A 19,109-nucleotide genomic window follows, 5' to 3' on the forward strand; every position below is an offset into this window, starting at 1 on the left:
CCCGGTGACCTGCTCCACGTGCAGCCTTCCCGTCCATACCCAGTTCGCCTCGTCCGGGCTGGTCGGCCCGATCGTGGAGGACGGGCTCGATCCGGCCACCGACCCGGCCTGGGCGGAGTCGGGCGCGGCGTCACCGGCCGAGTACGCGCGCTGGTCAGGCCATCTGTGCGGTATGACCTGCCTGCGCATGGCGCTCGGCGCCGGAGCCCCGTCCCTGTTCGCGCTGCGCGACGGGGCGCTCCGGTACGGCGCGTATACACAGGGCGCGCAGGGGGAGATCAAGGGGCTGATCTACGCCCCCTTCGCCGAGTACGCACGTGAGGTGCACGGCGTGGACGCCACGGTGCACCGCCATCTCGCACCGGAGGAGATCCTCGGTCTGCTGGACGGCGGCCGTACGGTCATGGCGTCGGTGCACCACGGAATCCGGTACCCCGGGCGGCCGGCTCCGGGGCGGGGCGGGCATCTGGTGCTGCTGACGTCCCGTACGGCCGACGGCACGGGCGTCCACTTCCACAACCCGTCGGGCACGACGGCGGGGACGCGGGCCGCGGAGCTCGCGCTGCCCGACTTCGAGCGCTTCTTCGCGGGGCGCGGGGTGTCGCTGCCCGCGCGGGTGTGAACGGCACGCCGTGAGCCGCGCGCCGTCCGGAACGGGAGCGGGCCCGGGGGCGTAGCCGGCCCCCGAGCCCTGGTGTGCCACCCGTTCGGCACGCCGACACTTTTAAGGACCCGTGTCAGGTTTATGTCGCCGCGTCCTGCCTTTAGACGACCGCAGATCGAAGCTCTGCGAGCCGGAGTCGAACCGGCATCTCGACGCCCATGGGCACGGGCCCGTCTGATTCGGCGATGGGTGGCGAATGCTGAGTCTGGAGCAAGAGTCTGAGATTGATCGCGGTCTGCCTCTGCCATTTGGGCCACCCCGGCCCGTTCATGTGCGGGAGGCACTGAATGCCGGGGGGAGGACTCGAACCTCCACTGGAACCGCGTCGTCACGACAAGCTTCAGTTTCAGCTTGCGCTCCTCGCGCACCCCGGCCGAAATGAGTCGGCCGGGGAATCAATGGTCGGTCACCCGAAGAGGTAACCGAATACCGCATCACCCACCCGCTGGTCGGTGACGTCCGCGCCGTTGGCTTCCTCGCGGGCGTACTTCACGGCCTGCTGGAGCTTCTCCACCCGGTCCAGCAGTTCGTTGACGCGCCGCGCGGGAAGGGCGCCGGAGAACTTCACCGTCGTCCAGTACCCGATCGGGACGTCCTCGTAGTACACCTCGACCTGCGCCGGGTGCTTGTCGGTGGCCTCCGCCTTCACGTGGTTGCGGGGCACCTTCTTCGTACGGAGGGTCCGCACCGGCTCGGTCTTCCAGGAGTCCGTCGACGGGTCCTGGGTCCAGGCCTCCGCGGCGTCGAGCACCGGCAGCTTGCGGACAAAGGTGTTGAGGTCCGTCAGCTGCTTCTCCAGGAAGAGCAGATACGAGACCGGAACGTCGCTCACGAGCACCCGCCCGTCGACCTTCACGTCCGCGCGGGCCGTGCAGTTGGCCCAGTCCTTCGTGGCGGTCACATCGAAGAGCCGGGTCAGGGTCGCCGCGGTCTCCCGCAGCACGTCCTCGGCCTTGATCTGCACCAGCGTCGACTCGGGCGGCAGCTGCTCGCCCTCCTCGTCCTTCGGCTGGTACGTCCGGGAGATGCCGGCCAGCAGACCGGTCTTCTGGAGACCGTGATGAGCCGCCGTCAGGTCCTGGTGGGCCTTGGACTTGACGCCCTTCTCCACTGCGATGATCTGATTGAGTTTCGCCACAACGAGGAAACTAGCAACGCCGAACCGGCCGGGACAAACACTTTTCATATGGTCCGCCTCTTCTCGTACGGGTGGATTCCGCCGGACGCACCTGTCCTTGCCGTCGCCGGACGGGGACCGCTTGCAACAGTGAGGCCCACGCATTCGCGCCACCGGCCCGCAGGCTCCCCGCTCGCGCACGGGCTCCGCCCTCGCGGCCTTCTCCCCCGCCCGCGGCCGGACACCATCCGTCACCGCCGCTCCCAGGCGCCGAACGAAGGTCCCCGCCTTGCCTCGTCTCCCCCGCTTCACCGCCCCGAAGGGCCTCACCGGCCCGAAGAAGAAGCGCACCGCGCTCACCACGACGGCCGTCGCCCTGGCCGTACTGACCGTGTCAACGCCCGTCGCGTACGCCACACTCGGCGACGAGGCGCCCGCGGCCTCGCGGTCCACGGCGCAGGTCGTCGCCTCGCGCGGGAAGGCCTACATCGAGACCCGGCTCTTCCTCGGAACCGAACGCCCGGACGGCGGACCCGCTGTGACCGATCGTCAATTCCTGTCGTTCATCGACGAGGAGGTCACGCCGCGCTTCCCGAACGGGCTGACCATCCAGGACGGCCGGGGGCAGTGGCGCGACTCCAACGGGGTCATCGAACGGGAGCGCAGCTATGAACTGACCCTGCTCTACCCCGCGTCCGAGGCCCTCGTGCGCGACGCCCGGATCGAGCGGATCCGCGATGCCTACGAGAAGGCCTACGCCCAGGACTCGGTGGCCCGGATCGAAGAGCGCACGACCGCCGACTTCTGACACCCGGCCGCAGACCGTCGGCCGTCGGCTTCCGGCGCACGGCGACCGCACGGCCATTCCGTCGCCCGGTCACACCGCCGCTCGGGCCCTGCGCCCGCGCGGCCGGTTGATCCGGTGCGCCAGCGCGTGAACTCCCGCCACGGTCACCGGAAGAAGCGCCAGTGCCGCAGCGGTCGCGCCGGCGCCGCCGCTCCTGATACCGGCCGCCTTCAGCCGCCGCACGGCCCAGACCGAGTACGGGATGACGACCGTCGGCGCCGTGACCACCCCCGGCGTGTAGCCCCGGTACGCCAGCGACTGCGCCAGGTGCGCGACACCGTGCACCCCAAAGCCGACCAGCACGCTCCGGAAGAACGGGCTGCGGCCTCCGGTGCGCGCCCCGTCCGCCGACGCCGCCGCGATGACCCCGCCCATGAGGCCGATCGCGACATCGACGTCCCGCTGCGAGAGCTCCATCCGCTTCCAGAACGCCTCGGGCACTCGCGGGAACCGCTCCTGGAGTCCGGGCCGGGCCGCCCGCGCCCAGCCGGCCATGGTGACCAGCTCCTCCAGGTCATTGGCCACCCAGGCGGCGAACAGCCCCCAGGTCACCGCCTTGGAAACCGTTGCCTCCGCCATCCCGGGCCCCCTGCGTCGCAGTACGAAGTACGATGACGGCACCCTACAGTGCAACGCAACGTTGCGTTGCTTTTCCTTGGAGCGCCCATGCCCGACCCGACCGTGAACCGCCGCCCGGGCCGGGGCCCCCGCGCCGCGGAGGCGATCTTCGACACCACGCTGCGCCATCTCGCGGAACGCGGCTACGCCCGGCTCACCATCGAGGCCGTCGCGCAGGAATCCGGGGTCAACAAGACGACGATCTACCGCTGGTGGCCCTCGAAACCGGCGCTCCTGCGGGCGGCCCTGATCCATGCCCGGGTCCTCGACATCGACATCCCCGACACGGGCAGCCTCCGCGGTGATCTGATCGCGCTCACCGAACAGATCACCCGCCTGCTCACCGACGGGCGCACCGAACCCGTCGCCCGTGCCATGACCGCGGGCACCGGCCTGCCCGACGACGAACTCGCCGCCCTCACCCGCGACTTCTTCGCCGACCGCTTCTCCCGTGAACAGCCGGTCTTCATCCGTGCCGCCGCCCGCGGCGAACTCCCCGCGGATACCGACCCGATGCTGCTGCTGGACCTGATCGCCGGGGCGGTCTGGATGCGGGTGCTGCTCCGCCGCGAACCGGTGCCGCCGGACTTCGCCCGGGATGTCGTCGATGCCGTGCTGCCTCGCTGACGGCGCCGGGAGCGGGCGCGGCCCGGTCGGGTACTGTGCCGCGGCCGGGTACGGGACCGTACACACACGCGGAACGGGAACGATCCACATGGGCACGCCAGTACGTCACTTCACGGCCACGACACCGGACGGTCAGGTGCTCACGGTCAATATCGAGCGGGACTTCCGGTACGACCCGTACCGCGACTTCCTCGTATGCACCCACTGCGACCGGTCGCCGTCACTGCTGACCATGAAGAAGATCGTGGACATGGCCGGGGAGCATCTGGCATCGGTGCACGGTGCCGACCAGGGCCTGTCCCAGCAGGACAACGAGGGGTACCGCAAAGCACGGCTGATCATGCTGCCGATCACCGCCGTGTTGCTGATCGCTCTCTTCGTCTATCTGCAGAACTCCTGAGAGCAGGGTGGTACCGGTGCCGGCCGGATTCAGCCCCCGCTGAGTTCGATGAGCGCGCTCACCGGGTCGGTGTCCGGAGTGGCGCGGGGCCACCAGTCGTCCTCGCCGGGCTCGGATTCGTAGCCGTACCAACGGCCGTCGTGGCCGAAGCGGAGCTGAAGTGTGCCGCCGGGGTGGGTGAGGTGGTTGCGCCGGGGCTGGAAGCGCGGGAAGCCGGCTGCCGCGAGCGCGGGGCGGGCCCGGTCGAAGGGGCCGGCCGGGGGGTCCCAGGGGGTTTCGAGGACGGCCAGCCCGCCGGCGCCGCCCTGCCGCCAGGCCGCGACCGCCCTGGCCAGGTCGGTGGTGGTGCGGCCGGTGGCGTACGCCAGCTCGCGGTAGAGGGCGCGGGTGGTGGCGGTGAGCCCGGCGGTGGGACGGGACGCGGCCAGACGTACCGCGTCCTGCCAGGGGGTGAGTCCGGCGAGCGGGTCGGCGCCGGTGGTGAGGAGCGCGTGCGCGCGGGCCGCCGCGTCCGTGGCGAGGTGATCGAGAGCGAGCGGGTCCCGTGCACCGGGCAGGCTCGGGTACGAGGGCGGCTGTGCGGGGTGCGGCAGCACCGGCAACGGGGCCGGGAGCGGCGGGAGATAGCGCTCGGCCAGGGCTTCGCGCGCCGGTACGGAAGGGGTGGCGGGGGCCGAGGGACGTTCCCGGGCGGAGTGCGCGGCGTTGCGGCGGCCCAGCTCTTCGAGGAGTTCCCGTTCGCCCCGGCCGCGCAGCAGCAGGAGGACGAACGGGTCGGCGTCCAGGAGCCGCGCCATCTGGTAGCAGAGCGCGGCCACGTGCTTGCAGGGCCAGCCGTGGTCCGGGCAGGAGCAGCCGGGGTCGAGGTCCCCGGCGGCGGGCAGCAGCCCGATACCGGCCTCGGCCGCCGTGTCGGCCAGCGAGTGCGGCATCTCCTTGGTGAGCAGCGCGGCGAGATGACCGGGCCGGGCCGCGACCGCGTCGAGGAAGGTGTCCCAGTCGGGGTCGGCGAGGGTCCGCAGCCGCAGCTCGCAGCGGTAGGGGCGGGGGCGGCTGCCGTGGACGTAGGCGACGACCCGGCCGGGGGTGACGGTGATCGCGGCGACCTTGCCGCTGTCGGCGTACGTACGGCCCCGGGAGAGCCGGCCCTCGTCCATCGAGAGGGATTCCAGGGCGGCCACCCAGGCACGGCCCCACCAGCTGTCCGCGAAGGGTTCTTCGCCGTCGCCGGTGCGGGGCGGCACGGCCTCGAAGGTGCGCCGCAGGTCGTCGGGGCCGGGGCGCGGGCGCGCGGCGGGGCGTGGGTCGTGGCCGGTGTGCGGGCGGGGGCTCATGCCGGCCTCCGGAGCGAGACGAGATCGGCCAGGTCGCGGTCGCTGAGCTCGGTCAGCGCGGTCTCGCCGGTGCCGAGGACCGTGTCGGCCAGGGCGCGCTTCGCCTCCAGCAGCTCGCCGATCCGGTCCTCGACGGTGCCTTCCGCGATCAGCCGGTGGACCTGCACGGGCTGCGTCTGGCCGATGCGGTACGCCCGGTCCGTGGCCTGTTCCTCGACGGCCGGGTTCCACCAGCGGTCGTAGTGGATGACGTGGGCGGCCCTGGTGAGATTGAGTCCGGTGCCCGCCGCCTTGAGGGAGAGCAGGAAGACCGGGACCTCGCCGGACTGGAAGCGGTCCACCATCCGCTCCCGCTCGGCGACCGGTGTGCCGCCGTGCAGGAGCTGGGAGGGGATGGCACGCGAGGCGAGGTGGGCGGAGAGCAGCCTGGCCATGGTCACGTACTGGGTGAAGATCAGGACGGAGCCGTCCTCGGCGAGGATCGTGTCGAGGAGTTCGTCGAGCAGGGCGAGCTTTCCGGAACGGCCGACGAGGCGGGTCGGCTCCTCCTTCAGATACTGCGCGGGGTGGTTGCAGATCTGCTTGAGCGAGGCCAGCAGCTTCATGATCAGGCCGCGCCGGGCGATGCCCTCCGAGGCCTCGATGAACGCCATCGTCTCGCGGACCGCCGCCTCGTAGAGCGTGACCTGCTCGCGGGTGAGGAAGACGGGGTGGTCGGTCTCCGTCTTGGGCGGCAGTTCGGGGGCGATGCCCGGGTCGGACTTCTTGCGGCGCAGGAGAAAGGGCCGGATCAGGCGGGCGAGCCGTTCGACCGCTTCGTCGTTGGCGAGCCCGGCGGCCGTGCCGGTGTTCTCGACGGTGCGGGCGTGCCGGGCCCGGAAGGCCTTGAGGGGGCCGAGCAGTCCGGGAGTGGTCCAGTCGAGCAGGGCCCACAGCTCGGAGAGGTTGTTCTCCACCGGGGTGCCGGTGAGGGCGACTCTGGCGGGGGCCGGGATGGTGCGCAGCGCCTTCGCCGTGGAGGACTGGGGGTTCTTCACGTGCTGGGCCTCGTCGGCGACGATCAGCCCCCAGCTGTGGCCCGCCAGTTGCGCGGCGCTGGAACGCATCGTGCCGTACGTGGTGAGGACGAAGCCGCCGTCGGGCCCGGCGAGTGTGCGGTCGGTGCCGTGGAAGCGGCGCACGGGGACACCGGGCGCGAAGCGGCTGATCTCGCGGTGCCAGTTGCCCAGGAGGGAGGCGGGGCAGATCACCAGGGTGGGCGCGGGACGGGCGCGGTGCAGATGGAGGGCGATGAGGGTGATCGTCTTGCCCAGGCCCATGTCGTCGGCGAGGCAGCCGCCGAGGCCGAGCGAGGTCATCCGGTCCAGCCAGGCCAGGCCGCGCAGCTGGTAGTCGCGGAGCGTGGCGTCCAGGCCGGGCGGCGGGGCGATGGTGGTGTGGTCGGCGGTGATGCGTTCGCGGAGGGCGGCCAGCGCGCCGACGGGCACGGCCTCGACCTGTTCGCCGTCGACCTCGGCGGTGCCGGTCAGGGCGACGGCGAGGGCGTCTACCGGATCGAGCAGGCCGAGCTCCCGCTTGCGTGCCTTGCGTACGAGCGCGGGGTCGACGACGACCCATTGGTCCCGCAGGCGCACCACGGGCCGGTGGGCCTCGGCGAGGATGTCCATCTCCGCCTCGGTGAGCTGCTCGTCGCCCAGCGACAGCTGCCAGTCGAAGGCGAAGAGCTGCTCGGCGTCGAAGAACGAGGTGCCGTCGGTGGCCGAGCCGGGCGCGGGCCGCACGACGGCGGAGGCGGTGAGCGAGCGGACGAGCTCCCTGGGCCAGTGGACGCTCACTCCGGCCGTGGCCAGCCGGGCTCCGGCGTCGCCGAGCAGCTCGTACAGCTCGTCCTCCGTCAGGGCGAGCACATCGGGCACCGGCTGGTCCAGCAACCGCTCCAGCGGCGCCCAGAGGCGGGCGGCGCGGCGCAGGGCGAGCACGGCGTCGATCCGGGCCCGCGGGCCGAAGGGCTCGCCCGCCCCGCCGTTCCACAGCGCGGCGGCGTCGGTGACGTAGGTCGGATCGGCGAGGCTGTGCACCTGAGTGACAGCAGCGGCGGCGTGCCGCGCGGCGGTGGCATCGGCCCCGGCAGAACCGGTGGCGTCGGCCCCGTCGTCGGCCGTGTCGAAGAGTTCGTACGCCGACAGGTCCAGGCGCAGCGACACCCGTACACCCGCGTCGAGCCCGGCCGCGACCTCGACCGCCCAGTCACGCGCTCCCGGCAGGTGCTGGGCCTCGCGGGCCGCGAAGGGCGCCCCCATCGCGTACGCCGCGGCGGGCGTACGGGGCAGGGTGTCGGCGACCGCGTCGAGGAACGAGCCGAGCAGCCACTGCGGGTCGGGGACCCGGAGCGGGGTGCGGTCCGGCAGCGGGACCGCGTGGCCCTCGGCGGGCATGGCGGCGGCTATCGCCCGGAGGTGGGCGATGTCCTCGGCGTCGCGCGGCCCGGCCCGCCAGGCGTCGTGGTCGTCGTCCGTCAGACCGGGGAGCAGTCTGCCGCGCGCCGCCAGGTTGAGCGCCTGGAGCGCGGCGGCGCCCCAGCATCGCGTGGCGGGGTGGGCGGACTCCTGGTGCCGGGCCCGGGCCAGCAGCGGGAGCGCGTCGGCGACGGGCAGCAGGACCGCGGGCACCGTGCGCCGACGGACGCCGTCCTCTTGCCCCTGCCGACGGACGACGGTGATCTCCCCCGTACGCGCACCGGGTGCCGGACTCTCCGGGTCCGCGGGGTGTCCGCAGACCTCGCCCGGCTCCGGGAGGGCACCGCCGTCGGGATCCCAGAAGGCGACGCTCCCGGCCCTCGGCAGCGGTGCGGGCAGGAAGACGGCGGCACAGCGCAGGAGGCGGGCAGCGGACGTGTCCTGCTGGTGTTGTGCCGTGGTCATCGGTCCCCCTCCCCTCCCGCGCCGATCCTCTTGATCGCCTCGATCCTCATGACTCCTGCGAGTCTAGGCGGGGGGTCCGACAACCGGTCTTCAGTGCTTGGCCAGCGGCTTCGGACGGGAAGGCCGTGCGGGAACGGCGGCCGGGGGCGGGGGCGCGGGCATGGGCGCCGGCCCCACGGCCGACGGCTGCTGCGGCCTCGGCTGGGTCTGGGCCGGGCGCTGGGCCTGCGCGGGGCGCTGCGGCCGGTCGGCGGGGCGGGGCGGTTGCGCATGGCGCTGCGGCTGCGTCGGCCGCTGCGGCTGGGCGCTCTGCGGTGGCGGGGTCAGCTGTTGCTGCGCGGGCTGCTGTGCCCGCTCCAGGAAGCGGAGCAGCTCCACCGGGAACGGCAGCACCAGCGTGGAGTTCTTCTCCGCCGCGACCGCCACCACCGTCTGCAGCAGACGCAGCTGGAGCGCGGCCGGCTGGGCGGACATCTGCGCCGCCGCCTCGGCGAGCTTCTTCGACGCCTGGAGCTCGGCGTCCGCGTTGATGACCCGGGCACGCCGCTCACGGTCTGCCTCGGCCTGGCGGGCCATGGACCGCTTCATCGTCTCCGGCAGCGAGACGTCCTTGATCTCCACCCGGTCGATCTGCACGCCCCATCCGACCGCGGGGCTGTCGATCATGAGTTCAAGGCCCTGATTGAGCTTCTCGCGGTTGGACAGCAGATCGTCCAGATCGCTCTTGCCGATGATCGACCGCAGTGAGGTCTGCGCCATCTGCGACACCGCGAAACGGTAGTCCTCGACCTGGATCACGGCGCTCGCCGCGTCGACGACCTTGAAGTAGATGACCGCGTCCACCCGCACCGTCACGTTGTCCCGGGTGATCCCGTCCTGCGCCGGCACCGGCATCGTCACGATCTGCATGTTGACCTTGCGCAGCCGCTCGATGCCGGGGATCACCATGGTGAAGCCGGGCCCTCGTACGTCGTCACGGAGCCTGCCGAGCCTCAGCACGACGCCCCGCTCGTACTGCTTGACGACCTTGGCCGCCGCAGCCAGGTACAGCGTGCCCACCGAGGCCGCCGCCACTATCGCGATCACGAGTTCCTGGACCATGACGGCCCCCTGAAAGCCGGAAATTGATCGAAGGCGACCGAATCGAACGAATCATATGATTCAGCCGCTATTACCACGGTATGCCCAGTCTCAATCAATATGAACACGGAGGGGCCACCGCCACGGCGACCGTCCCCCCGCCCGGCGGCGCACCGGATGCCGGGGCGCCGAGGAGGGGGCAGGGTGACCAGCGTCAGCACGTACTCCGTAGACGAGGACCCGCCCATGCCCGTGATCGCTCACCGACGCCGCCGCCTCGGCATCGCAGCCGGGACCGCGCTCCTGACCCTCACCGTCGCAGGCTGTTCCGGCCTCGGCCGGACCGCGGTCGGGCCGATCACCTACACGACGGAGCGGGGCGCCGTGATCATGGTCAACAGCCCGTCCGTGAAGGGCTGCCACCGGCTCGCCCCCTCGGGCGCCAAGGCAGTGAACAACGGCACCCTGGTCGACATCATCCTGTACCGCACGCGCGACTGCACCGGTCCGGGGACGACGTACCTCGCGACGTCATTCAGCGATGTCAACGGGCTCTTCGCCCTGCCGTGGCGCAGCTACAGCACGGTCCACTGACCGGGCAGCCCGTTCAGCGCGGTCCGCCGCCTACGCGGGCACGGCGCGCACCCATATTCCGTCATCCGTGAGATACCGGTCGACGGTCAGGCCCGCCGCCGCCAGATGCCCCTCGAACTCCTCCTTCGACAGCTCCCGCGACCGGAACGTCTGGGTCCATCGCGCGTCGTCGAAGACGTACTCGGCATGCACCGAGTCCACCCCGTCCCCCACGGGCTCCGCCGAGACGATCCGTACGGTGTATCCGGCCGGATGTGTCCTCTCCCGTGGCAGGTTGCTGTGGTAGTCGGCACCCTCGCGCTGGATGAGCACTACGCCGCCGTCCTCGACGTGCTTGCGGCAGGTCCGCAGCATCCCCTCACGCACCCGGTCCTCGCTCGTGTGCACCAGGAACGACGCCAGCATCACCACGTCGAACCTCTCCTCGCCGAGGTCCAGCGACTCGATGGGGCTCCGCACGGTGCGGGCGCCCCTGATGTGCTCCAGCATCTGCGCCGACTCGTCCACGGCGGTGACCTCGAAGCCGAGCCCGATCAGCGGATGGGTCACCCGGCCCACGCCGCAGCCCAGCTCCAGAATGCTCGCCCCGGCGGGCACGGCGGCTGCGATCACCTCCGGTTCGTCGCCGACGGACAGCCGTCGGTACAGCTCGACCGCGCAGCCGTCCGGCGTGATCGCGCCGGGACCCGTCCCTGAATAGCCCTCACGCACCAGTTCTCCGCTCATGTACCCACGAACGAACGGCCGTTGTCGGTGGTTCCGGACGCGGACACCGCCCCGTTCCCGTTCCCGTCACACCGAGCGACGGGCGACCAGTGCCGCGCTGATGTGCTGGAGATCGGCCGGACGGGCCGGGGAGAGGCCGGTCAGCCGGTCGATGCGGCGGATGCGGTAGTCGACGGTGTTGGGGTGGATGTGCAGGGCGGCGGCGGTGGCCCGACGGTCCAGGCCCAGTTCGAGATACGTCTCCAGGGTGCGCAGCAGCTCCGGCTTCGCCTCCAGGGGCCGCAGCAGCTCGGCGAGCCCGTGCAGGGCCTCGCTGGGCCGGCTGAGCTGGTACTCCAGCAGGACATCGGCCAGCCGGTACAGGCCGGGCGGCCGGCCCGTACGGGCGATCAGGTCGACGATCTCGGCGTTACGGGCCACCGCGGCCGGCACCGCCTCCGGCTCGGCGGTCTCCGCCGCGGCGGTGATGGGCACACCCGCCGCGCGGGCCGCCTCCTCGATCAGCACGCACAGGCCGCCCGGCCCGCGCCACGGCGGCGGTGACTCGGCTGCGGGCAACAGCACCGTGCCGCCGGAGGCGTCGAGGGCGGTGAGCGCCGGCGTACCGGCGAAGTGGTCGAGGGCCGTGCGGACGCGGCGGATCTTGCGCCGGGCCGCAACGCCCGCGCCCGGCCCCGGTAACTGGCTCAGCTCGTCGGGGTGCGGGGCCAGCGCGAGCGTCATCGTGAGGTAGCGGGCGGCCGGGCGCAGTCCGGTGCGGTGGGTGAAGCGGTCCAGGGGTTCGCCGGTCAGCAGGGCGGCCATCAGGGCGTGCCGGCCGCCGTGTTCCTGGCTGTCGAGGATCTGCCGGGCCTGAAGGTACGCGCTGCTGACCGCGGAGGTCAGCTGCTGCTGAAGGACCATGATCCGGTCCATGATCTCCAGGACGGTGGGGAGGTCACCGGGGAGCGCCCCCTTCGCGGTCTCCTGCCAGCACATCGCCGTGCCGACCTGGTAGGCGGTGAGGATGGCGTCCAGCGGTACGCCCTCCTCGGCGCGCTGGGCCGCCGAGTCGCGCTGCTGGGCGAGTTCGGCGTCCGTGGCGGGGCGGCGGTGCTCGACGACATCGGCGAAGAGCCGCAGGTTGTGCTGGACGATGTCGGCGATGTCGCCGGAGATCTCCTCGTGCGGCAGTCCGGCGTAGACCGGCAGATCGGCCAGCAGCCGGGCGACGACACGGCCGGTCAGGGCCGGGACGCGGGCGCGCAGATGCGCGGCCACCGGGCGCCCGGCGATGGACAGCGGCCGTTCCTCCGGCCCTCCCGGGGCGCCGTGCTCCCCCGTGATGACGAGCGGCCGATTGTCACGCGTCACAAGTTCCCCCGCAGAAGTCTGCGTTACCCACCAGTTAAACGACGGCTGTCGAGTCTGCATGATGACCGGCGTCACACGCCATGCCACGTCCCGCCCCCCACCGTCGGAGGATTCCGTGAACATGCCGCAGCACAAGGGTTTCTGTCGATCCGTCAGGACCATCGTGGGCACGCTCGCCCTGGCCGGTCTGGCCGTGGGAACCGGCGCGGCTGGGGCATCCGCCGCCGAGGACGGCACCACGTCCTATGTCGCGCTCGGCGACTCCATGGCCTCCGGGCCGCTCATTCCGGACATCACGGGGCCGGTGGCCTGCGGCCGCTCGACGCACAACTACCCGCACGAGCTCGCCGAGCGCCTCGGCGCCTCGCTGCGCGACGTCACCTGCAGCGGTGCCGCGTCCAAGCACATGACGGAGAAGCAGTCGCTGTCGCTGCTCGACATCCCGATGGGTTCGGCCCCGCCGCAGTTCGACGCGCTGCGCCCGGACACCGACCTGGTGACGCTGACCATCGGCGGCAACGACACCGGCCTGGTCGGCATCGCGCAGAAGTGCACCACCCTCGACCCGAACGCCACCCCGTGCAAGGAGAAGTACAACGAGGGCGGCGTGGACCAGGTGGGTCAGCGCATCGCGGAGTTCGCGCCGAAGCTGGGCGTCGTACTGGACTCGATCCACCAGCGCTCGCCGCACGCCCGGGTGATCGTCACGGGTTACGGCCTGTACATCAAGCCCGGCGGCTGCTGGCCGCTGCAGCCGGTCCTCCCGGTGGACGCCGACTTCCTCCAGGGCAGCGTCGACCGGATGAACGCGGTGATCGCCGAGCAGAGCGCGGCGCACGGTGCCGAGTACATCGACCTCGCCACGCCCAGCAAGGGCCACGACTCCTGCCAGGCCCCGTCGGACAAGTGGGTCGAGGGGTACGTGCCGACCGCGGCCGCCGCCCCGCTGCACCCCAACCGGAACGGTGAGGCGAACTACGCCGCCATCATCGGCGCACACCTCCAGGGGAGCTGACCGAAGTTGCTCCACCGCCTGCTGCGCGGGCTGCTGGCGGCGGCGCTCGCCGCCGCCGCCCTGCTCGCCCCGGACGCCCCTGCGGCAGAGGCCGCCGGGCCGTCCGGGCCCGGCTGCGACCCGCTGGCGCCCGCCGAGTGCCTGCTGCCGTTCCCGAACGACTGGTACACCCGGCCCGACCCGGCCACCGACACCGGCCGCCGGGTGTCCTTCGGAGCGGCCACGCTGCCACCCGCCGCGGCCGGCCGGCCCGTCGACCCGACGGCCTGGAACCGGTCCGACGGCTTCTCCCCCGGCTCGACGCTGATCGCGCACGTCCCCGGCCTCGACCCGGCGGCGACCGGCACCGCCCCGCTCACCGACATCGGCCGCTCCCTCGCCCCGGACGCCCCCGTGGTGCTGATCGACACCCGGACCGGGGAGCGGTGGCCGTACTGGGCCGAGGCGGACGCCAACGCCACCGACCCCGCGCGCCGGGCCCTGCTGATCCACCCCGCGCGCAACTTCCGCGACGGCCACCGCTACGCCGTCGCCCTGAGACACCTCAAGGACGGGGCGGGCCGCACGATCCCGGCCGCCGAGCCGTTCGCCGCCGTCGCCGGGAGACCGCTGCCCGCCGGGCATCCGCTGTACGCCCGGCAGCGTCAGCTCCGCCCGGCCCTGAAGGCCTTGCACAGGGCCGGGGTGGGGTCCGAAGGGACGTACCTCGCCTGGGACTTCACCGTCGCGAGCACACGCAGCCTCACCGGCGACCTCTTCACCGTCCGCGACGACGCGTTCCGCCGGCTCGGCGACCGCTCCCCCGCGTTCGCCGTCACCGGTGTCACCGACTTCACGGCCGAGCAGGCCCCCCGGATCGCCCGGGAGGTGACCGGCCGGATCAGCGTGCCCGGCTACCTGGACCTGCCCGGCGGCCCGCCCGGCTCCGTACTGCACCGCGGCCACGACGGCCTGCCCCGGCGGCTCCCGGGGAGCAGCCAACTCGCCGAGTTCCGCTGCGAGATACCGCGCTCCGCCTTCCGTACCCCCTCGCACCCCGCGCTCTACGGGCACGGCCTCCTCGGCCGCCGCTCCGAGGTCGGCGCGGGCAACGTCAAGGCGATGGCGGCGGAGCACAACTTCACGTTCTGCGCGACGGACTGGATCGGGATGGCCGAGGAGGACGTCCCCGTGGTACTCGGGGCGCTCGCCGACCCGAACCTCTTCCCCGCCGTTCCCGAACGCAGCGAGCAGGGCATGCTGAACGCACTCTTCCTCGCCCGCGCCCTGATCCACGCCGACGGACTGACCACCGACGCGGCCTTCCGCGACGCGGACGGCCGGCTGCTCCTCGACCTCCGGCACGGCATCGGGTACGACGGGAACAGCCAGGGCGGAATCCTCGGCGGCGCCCTGGTCGCCGCCTCGCCCGACATCCGGCGCGGGGTCCTCGGAGTCACCGGCATGAACTACGGCCTGCTCCTCAACCGCAGCGTCGACTTCGCACCGTTCCAGCAGGTCCTGGACCTCTCCTACCCGGACAAGCTGCGCCAGCAGATCGTCCTCCAGCTGTTCCAGATGGTGTGGGACCGCGGCGAGACCAACGCGTACGCGAACCACCTCACCGACCGCCATCAGGTACTGATGCACATCGCGTACGGGGACCACCAGGTCGCCAACGCGGCGGCCGACGTGGAGGCGCGCACCATCGGCGCCCGGCTGATCACCCCGGTGCTCGCGCCGGGCCGCAGCCCGGACACCGTCCCGTACTGGGGCATCAGAACCGTCGCGTCCGGCCGACTGCCGTACCGGGGCTCCGCGATGACGGTGTGGGACAGCGGCACGCCCACCCCGCCGCTCACCAACACCCCGCCCGCCGGGCCGGTCTACGGCCACGACCCGCACTCGGACCCCCGCAATTCGCCGGCCGCCCGTCAGCAGAAGGCCACCTTCCTGACCACCGGCCGTGTCATCAATGTCTGCGGCAACACGCCGTGCACCGCCGCCCCCACCTCCTGACACCCCCCACCACCCCGACAGGGATGCAGACAAGGAGCACCATGCGCACGCACCGCATCACCCAGGCAGCCGTCGCGGCCGTCCTGCTCGCCGGTACGGTCCTCGTCCCGCCCGCCCTCGCCGCCACTCCCGCCGGCGCGCCCGCAGCGAGCGCCGAAGCCGGTGCGCGGGCCGCCGCCGTGCCGTTCACCGCGGCCACCGCCAAGCGCGCCGCCGACGGCGGCTACACGCTCTCCTGGTCCTCCGCCGCCGGTTCGGTGTCCGTCACCGCCGTGACCTCCCCCGACGCCACCACCGGCACCCCGGTGGGCACCGCCCCCGGCACCGGTTCGCTGACCGTCCCGGCCGGAACCCTCGCCGAAGCGGGACGCTGGTACTTCCGGCTGGTGCCGGACAGCGGTTCGCCGCTCGTCGTCGCCGAACGCTCGCTCGGGATCGAGTCCGCCCGCAACTTCCGGGACATCGGCGGCTACCGCACCACCGACGGGCGCTGGGTGCGCCCGGGTCTGGTCTACCGCTCCAACAAGATCAACAGCCTCACCGACGCCGAGCAGCAGCGCCTGCTCTCCCAGCGACTCACCCTCGACGTGGACCTGCGCAACGCGGTGGAGCGGCACGACGCCCCGGACCGGCTGCCCGCCGGTGTGAAGTACCAGGTCGCCGATGTGGTGTCGCTCAGCCACGGCCTCCGCTTCCACGACTCGGCGCTGATGACACTGGCCGAGGCCATCGCGGCCGGGCTGTTCTCCGGCTCGTCCGACCTCGGCCAGTCCATCGGCTACCCGTTCATGGTCAACTTCGTGGGCGCCGACTACGCCTTCCGCGACCTGCTCACGGCCGTCGCGACGAACGACTCCGGCGCGACGGTCTTCCACTGCAGCTCGGGCAAGGACCGCACCGGCTGGAGCACGGCCGTGCTGCTCACCCTGCTCGGCGTCCCGCGCGAGACCGTCGAGGCGGACTTCCTCGCCAGCAACGACTACCTGGGCAACCCGAAGGCCGTCGAACTGAGCTGGCTGCGCGCGGCGTTCGACGAGGTGGACCACCTGTACGGCGACTTCGACACCTACGTACGCGAGGGCCTGAAGCTCGACGACGTGACGGTGGCCGCCCTGCGCAACAAGCTGCTGACGGACTGACGCTCCGTCAACACCCGGTGTACTGACCAGTGGTGCCCCCGCCGCTCACCGGCGGGGGCCCGCCGTCAGTACGCCGGGTAGCGGTCGGCCGGCCAGGCGACCGCGTGCTCGAACTCCACGCACAGATCGTCGGCCAGCTCGGTGATCACACCCCGGCCCTCGGTCGACACCAGCCAGGCCGGCGGAAGGTGTACGTCCCCGTGGCGCGCGCCGAGCAGGTTGCCGCAGATCGCACCCGTGGAGTCGCTGTCGCCCGAGTGGTTGACCGAGAGCAGCAGCGCCCCGGCCACCTGATCGGCGCGGGGCAGCACGAGGGCGCTGTACACGGCGATGGCGAGGGCCTCCTCGGCGACCCAGCCGGCGCCCAGCGTCTCCACCTTCTCGCCGGTCGGCGCGCCCTGCGCGGCCAGGTCGACGGCGGCACGCAGCGCCGCCGACGTCTCCTCGTGCCCCGGGTGGCGGCGCAGCAGCTCCATGGCCCGCAGTACGGCGCCCTCCGTCGAGTCGCCCTCCAGGAGGTGCGTGACGATCGCGGCGAAGGCCCCGGCGGCGTACGCACCGGTGGGGTGGCCGTGGGTGATCTGCGCGCACCAGTAGGCGAGCCGGAAGGCCGCCTCGGCGTCCTGGCCCACCAGTCCGAAGGGTGCGGACCGCATCACCGTGCCACATCCCTTGGACCCGGTGTTGACGGGTCCGGGCTCACCGAGCCTGCCCTTCGGCTCGGGGACGTGGCCGGTCGCGAGCCCGGTCAGGCAGGCGTTGCCGGGGGCGCGGCGCGCGTAGAGCCAGGGCTGCTGCCTGAGCCGACCGGTACGCACCGGGCTGTCGCCGCCGCGGGCCGGCGGTGCGGGGTGGTTCTGGGTGTCCAGCCAGCGCAGATAGGCGTTCCGTACGATCCGGGTCTCGGCGCCGCCGTCCTCGGTGCCGCCCTTCGGCATCGCCCGGGAATGGGCCCTGATCAGCCCTTCGGCGGTGAACAGGGTCATCTGCGTGTCGTCCGTGACCCGCCCGACGACGCCCTCGTCGTCCGGGAGCAGCCCCTGTACGCCGTACTCACCGTGCGCGCGGCGGATACCGGCCAGGGACAGGAACTCCACCGGATTGCCCAGCGCGTCCCCGATCGCCCCGCCCAGCAGACAGCCCCGGACCCTCGCCCTGCGGCCTGTGCGGTCCTCCCACGATGTGCCGTTCACGCACGCTCTCCCCATCCGGTGTGTCGACAGGTCGTCCCAAAAAAGCCGTCGTGGGTCCATCCTGGTAGGAGAGGCGATCGCCATGCGTACCGGCAATGAACCGACGACTGCCCGCAGTCCACTGCGGCTGCGGCTCTGGCTGAGTCTATGGGGGCTGGTCTGGGCCGTCTTCGGCCTGGCCGCCTTCACGATGACCGGCCGGCCGGGCTGGGCCGCCGCCTGCGGCCTGCTGCTCCTACTGGTCCTCGTGGACCTGACAGTGATCGTCCACCACATCCACCAGGGCCCGCACTACCAGCCCGGCCGCGATGTCCCGCCGTACGAACCCGACCACGGCGGGCGCGGCAGGTACAGGCACTGAACCGGGCCGGGCGGGCGCGTACCCGCCCGGCGCCGTTGCCTCAGTCCTGGGCCGGGAAGCGGGCCGCCCGCAGATACTCCGGGTTCGGGTCGAGCGCGGCGGCCAGCCGGAAGTGGCGGGCGGCCCGGTCGGTGCGGCCGGAGCGCTCGAAGGTGCGGGCCAGCGCGAAGTGCGCGAAGGCGTTGTCCGGTTCGCGTTCCAGGACGAGTTCGAATTCGAGCTCGGCGGGGCGCAGCTGGGCGGCGGCGAAGAACGCACGGGCGCGCAGCAGCCGGGCCGCGGTGCTCTCCGGATGGGCCGCGATCACCGAATCCAGCAGCTTCACCGCGCCACGGGGGTCGCGCGCCGCCAGCAGGTGTTCGGCCGCGCGGAAGTCGATGACGTCGGTCTCCGGGGTCCTCTCGGGCACGGTTTCGTCCTTCCCTTCGTCACCGGGTTCACAACGTCCGGCCGGGGGCCGGTATTCCGCGGCGGGGCCGGCGGACCGGCTGCCCGGGTCAGCCGGCCGCGGCCCGCTCGGTCAGCTCCGCCCAGACCTTGCGGACCTGCGGCTCCAGGTCCTCCAGCGGCCCGTCGTTGTCGATGATCAGATCGGCCACGGCCCGGCGCTGCTCCCGGGTGGCCTGGGCGGCCATCCGGGCGCGGGCCTCGGACTCGGTCATGCCGCGCAGCCGTACCAGCCGGTCGAGCTGGGTCTCAGCGCTCGCGTCCACGACGACGACCAGGTCGTAGAGCGGCGCCAGGCCGTTCTCGGTGAGGAGGGGTACGTCGTGGACGACGACCGAGTCCGGCCCCGCGGCCCGCTCCAGCTCGGCGGAACGGGCGCCGACCAGCGGGTGGACGATCGCGTTGAGTGCGGCGAGCCGGTCGGCATCGGAGAAGACGACCGAGCCGAGCTTCGGCCGGTCCAGGGTGCCGTCCGCGGTGAGGACATCGGCGCCGAACTCTTCGACGACGGCCGCGAGCCCGGGTGTCCCCGGCTCGACGACCTCACGGGCGATCCGGTCCGCGTCGATCAGCACGGCTCCGTATCCGACGAACAGCCGTGACACTTCACTCTTGCCGGCGCCGATCCCACCGGTCAGGCCCACTTTCAGCATGACCGGCAGCCTAGTACGCGCA

Annotated in this window: 19 protein-coding genes and 1 pseudogene; 9 read left to right on the forward strand and 11 right to left on the reverse strand. The window is 72.4% G+C overall.

Translation table 11 applies throughout. The features are described 5' to 3' along the window. Positions 1-4 precede the first annotated feature (4 nt). Positions 5-622, forward strand: a complete 618-nt coding sequence (locus BT364_RS00850; RefSeq protein WP_072483099.1) for a cysteine peptidase family C39 domain-containing protein — start codon at positions 5-7, stop codon at positions 620-622. A 330-nt stretch (positions 623-952) separates the two neighbouring features. Here the strand turns inward: BT364_RS00850 and BT364_RS41270 are convergent. Both BT364_RS41270 and BT364_RS00855 read right to left on the reverse strand, forming a co-directional pair. After that, positions 953-1,038: pseudogene (locus BT364_RS41270) on the reverse strand. Positions 1,039-1,070: 32 nt separating this feature from the next. Beyond that, positions 1,071-1,802, reverse strand: a complete 732-nt coding sequence (locus BT364_RS00855; protein ID WP_072483100.1) for a DUF7873 family protein — start codon at positions 1,800-1,802, stop codon at positions 1,071-1,073. Positions 1,803-2,157: 355 nt separating this feature from the next. Between BT364_RS00855 and BT364_RS00860 the strand changes: the two genes are divergently transcribed. After that, the gene (locus tag BT364_RS00860; protein WP_256259569.1) at positions 2,158-2,589 is read left to right on the forward strand and encodes a DUF3574 domain-containing protein; all 432 of its coding nucleotides are present in this window, start codon (positions 2,158-2,160) and stop codon (positions 2,587-2,589) included. A gap of 69 nt (positions 2,590-2,658) precedes the next feature. Here the strand turns inward: BT364_RS00860 and BT364_RS00865 are convergent, their stop codons facing one another. Next, positions 2,659-3,207, reverse strand: coding sequence for an HXXEE domain-containing protein (locus BT364_RS00865; protein WP_177327989.1), 549 nt, complete (start codon positions 3,205-3,207; stop codon positions 2,659-2,661). Between the two features lie 87 nt (positions 3,208-3,294). Here BT364_RS00865 and BT364_RS00870 point away from each other — a divergent pair, with 87 nt between their 5' ends. Further along, positions 3,295-3,873 (forward strand): TetR/AcrR family transcriptional regulator, encoded by a 579-nt coding sequence (locus BT364_RS00870; protein ID WP_072483102.1) that lies wholly within the window; start codon positions 3,295-3,297, stop codon positions 3,871-3,873. An 88-nt stretch (positions 3,874-3,961) separates the two neighbouring features. Continuing rightward, positions 3,962-4,273, forward strand: coding sequence for a hypothetical protein (locus BT364_RS00875; RefSeq protein WP_072483103.1), 312 nt, complete (start codon positions 3,962-3,964; stop codon positions 4,271-4,273). Positions 4,274-4,302: 29 nt separating this feature from the next. On the opposite strand, the gene BT364_RS00880 is transcribed toward BT364_RS00875, so the two are convergent. The 3 genes from BT364_RS00880 to BT364_RS00890 form a co-directional block, all read right to left on the reverse strand. Further along, positions 4,303-5,607, reverse strand: coding sequence for an SWIM zinc finger family protein (locus tag BT364_RS00880; protein WP_072483104.1), 1,305 nt, complete (start codon positions 5,605-5,607; stop codon positions 4,303-4,305). Then, the gene (locus tag BT364_RS00885; RefSeq protein WP_072483105.1) at positions 5,604-8,528 is read right to left on the reverse strand and encodes a DEAD/DEAH box helicase; all 2,925 of its coding nucleotides are present in this window, start codon (positions 8,526-8,528) and stop codon (positions 5,604-5,606) included. The genes BT364_RS00880 and BT364_RS00885 overlap by 4 nt, the downstream gene beginning before the upstream one ends. Before the next feature lie 90 nt (positions 8,529-8,618). Continuing rightward, a complete protein-coding gene (locus tag BT364_RS00890) occupies positions 8,619-9,629 on the reverse strand; it encodes a slipin family protein (RefSeq protein WP_072483106.1) in 1,011 nt (336 codons plus the stop codon). Positions 9,630-9,854: 225 nt separating this feature from the next. On the opposite strand from BT364_RS00890, the gene BT364_RS00895 reads away from it, so the two are divergent. Continuing rightward, complete coding sequence (locus BT364_RS00895; protein ID WP_072483660.1) at positions 9,855-10,202, forward strand: hypothetical protein; 348 nt, start codon at positions 9,855-9,857, stop codon at positions 10,200-10,202. Positions 10,203-10,232: 30 nt separating this feature from the next. On the opposite strand, the gene BT364_RS00900 is transcribed toward BT364_RS00895, so the two are convergent. Continuing rightward, the gene (locus BT364_RS00900) at positions 10,233-10,928 is read right to left on the reverse strand and encodes a class I SAM-dependent methyltransferase (protein ID WP_072483107.1); all 696 of its coding nucleotides are present in this window, start codon (positions 10,926-10,928) and stop codon (positions 10,233-10,235) included. A 66-nt stretch (positions 10,929-10,994) separates the two neighbouring features. Next, the gene (locus BT364_RS00905) at positions 10,995-12,209 is read right to left on the reverse strand and encodes a PucR family transcriptional regulator (RefSeq protein ID WP_072483661.1); all 1,215 of its coding nucleotides are present in this window, start codon (positions 12,207-12,209) and stop codon (positions 10,995-10,997) included. Between the two features lie 193 nt (positions 12,210-12,402). On the opposite strand from BT364_RS00905, the gene BT364_RS00910 reads away from it, so the two are divergent. From BT364_RS00910 to BT364_RS00920, 3 genes are read left to right on the forward strand one after another with little or no spacing between them, the layout of a single operon-like run. Then, on the forward strand, positions 12,403-13,296 hold the full coding sequence (locus BT364_RS00910; RefSeq protein ID WP_177327991.1) for an SGNH/GDSL hydrolase family protein: 894 nt from the start codon (positions 12,403-12,405) through the stop codon (positions 13,294-13,296). 6 nt (positions 13,297-13,302) lie between these two features. Next, positions 13,303-15,294, forward strand: coding sequence for a hypothetical protein (locus BT364_RS00915; RefSeq protein ID WP_072483109.1), 1,992 nt, complete (start codon positions 13,303-13,305; stop codon positions 15,292-15,294). A 41-nt stretch (positions 15,295-15,335) separates the two neighbouring features. Next, a complete protein-coding gene (locus BT364_RS00920) occupies positions 15,336-16,433 on the forward strand; it encodes a tyrosine-protein phosphatase (RefSeq protein WP_072483110.1) in 1,098 nt (365 codons plus the stop codon). A 65-nt stretch (positions 16,434-16,498) separates the two neighbouring features. Here the strand turns inward: BT364_RS00920 and BT364_RS00925 are convergent, their stop codons facing one another. Next, positions 16,499-17,641, reverse strand: a complete 1,143-nt coding sequence (locus tag BT364_RS00925) for an ADP-ribosylglycohydrolase family protein (RefSeq protein WP_072483111.1) — start codon at positions 17,639-17,641, stop codon at positions 16,499-16,501. 67 nt (positions 17,642-17,708) lie between these two features. Here BT364_RS00925 and BT364_RS00930 point away from each other — a divergent pair, with 67 nt between their 5' ends. Further along, positions 17,709-17,987 carry a DUF6343 family protein gene (locus BT364_RS00930; protein WP_072483112.1) on the forward strand — a complete coding sequence of 93 codons (279 nt, stop codon included), beginning with the start codon at positions 17,709-17,711 and terminating at the stop codon, positions 17,985-17,987. A gap of 40 nt (positions 17,988-18,027) precedes the next feature. Here BT364_RS00930 and BT364_RS00935 read toward each other — a convergent pair whose 3' ends face one another. Beyond that, on the reverse strand, positions 18,028-18,396 hold the full coding sequence (locus tag BT364_RS00935; RefSeq protein WP_072483113.1) for a tetratricopeptide repeat protein: 369 nt from the start codon (positions 18,394-18,396) through the stop codon (positions 18,028-18,030). A gap of 88 nt (positions 18,397-18,484) precedes the next feature. Continuing rightward, entirely contained in the window at positions 18,485-19,087 is a 603-nt protein-coding gene (coaE, locus tag BT364_RS00940) for a dephospho-CoA kinase (RefSeq protein WP_072483114.1), read from the reverse strand. Positions 19,088-19,109: the final 22 nt, after the last annotated feature.

The organism is Streptomyces atratus (assembly GCF_900119365.1).
Lineage (GTDB): Bacteria > Actinomycetota > Actinomycetes > Streptomycetales > Streptomycetaceae > Streptomyces > Streptomyces atratus_B.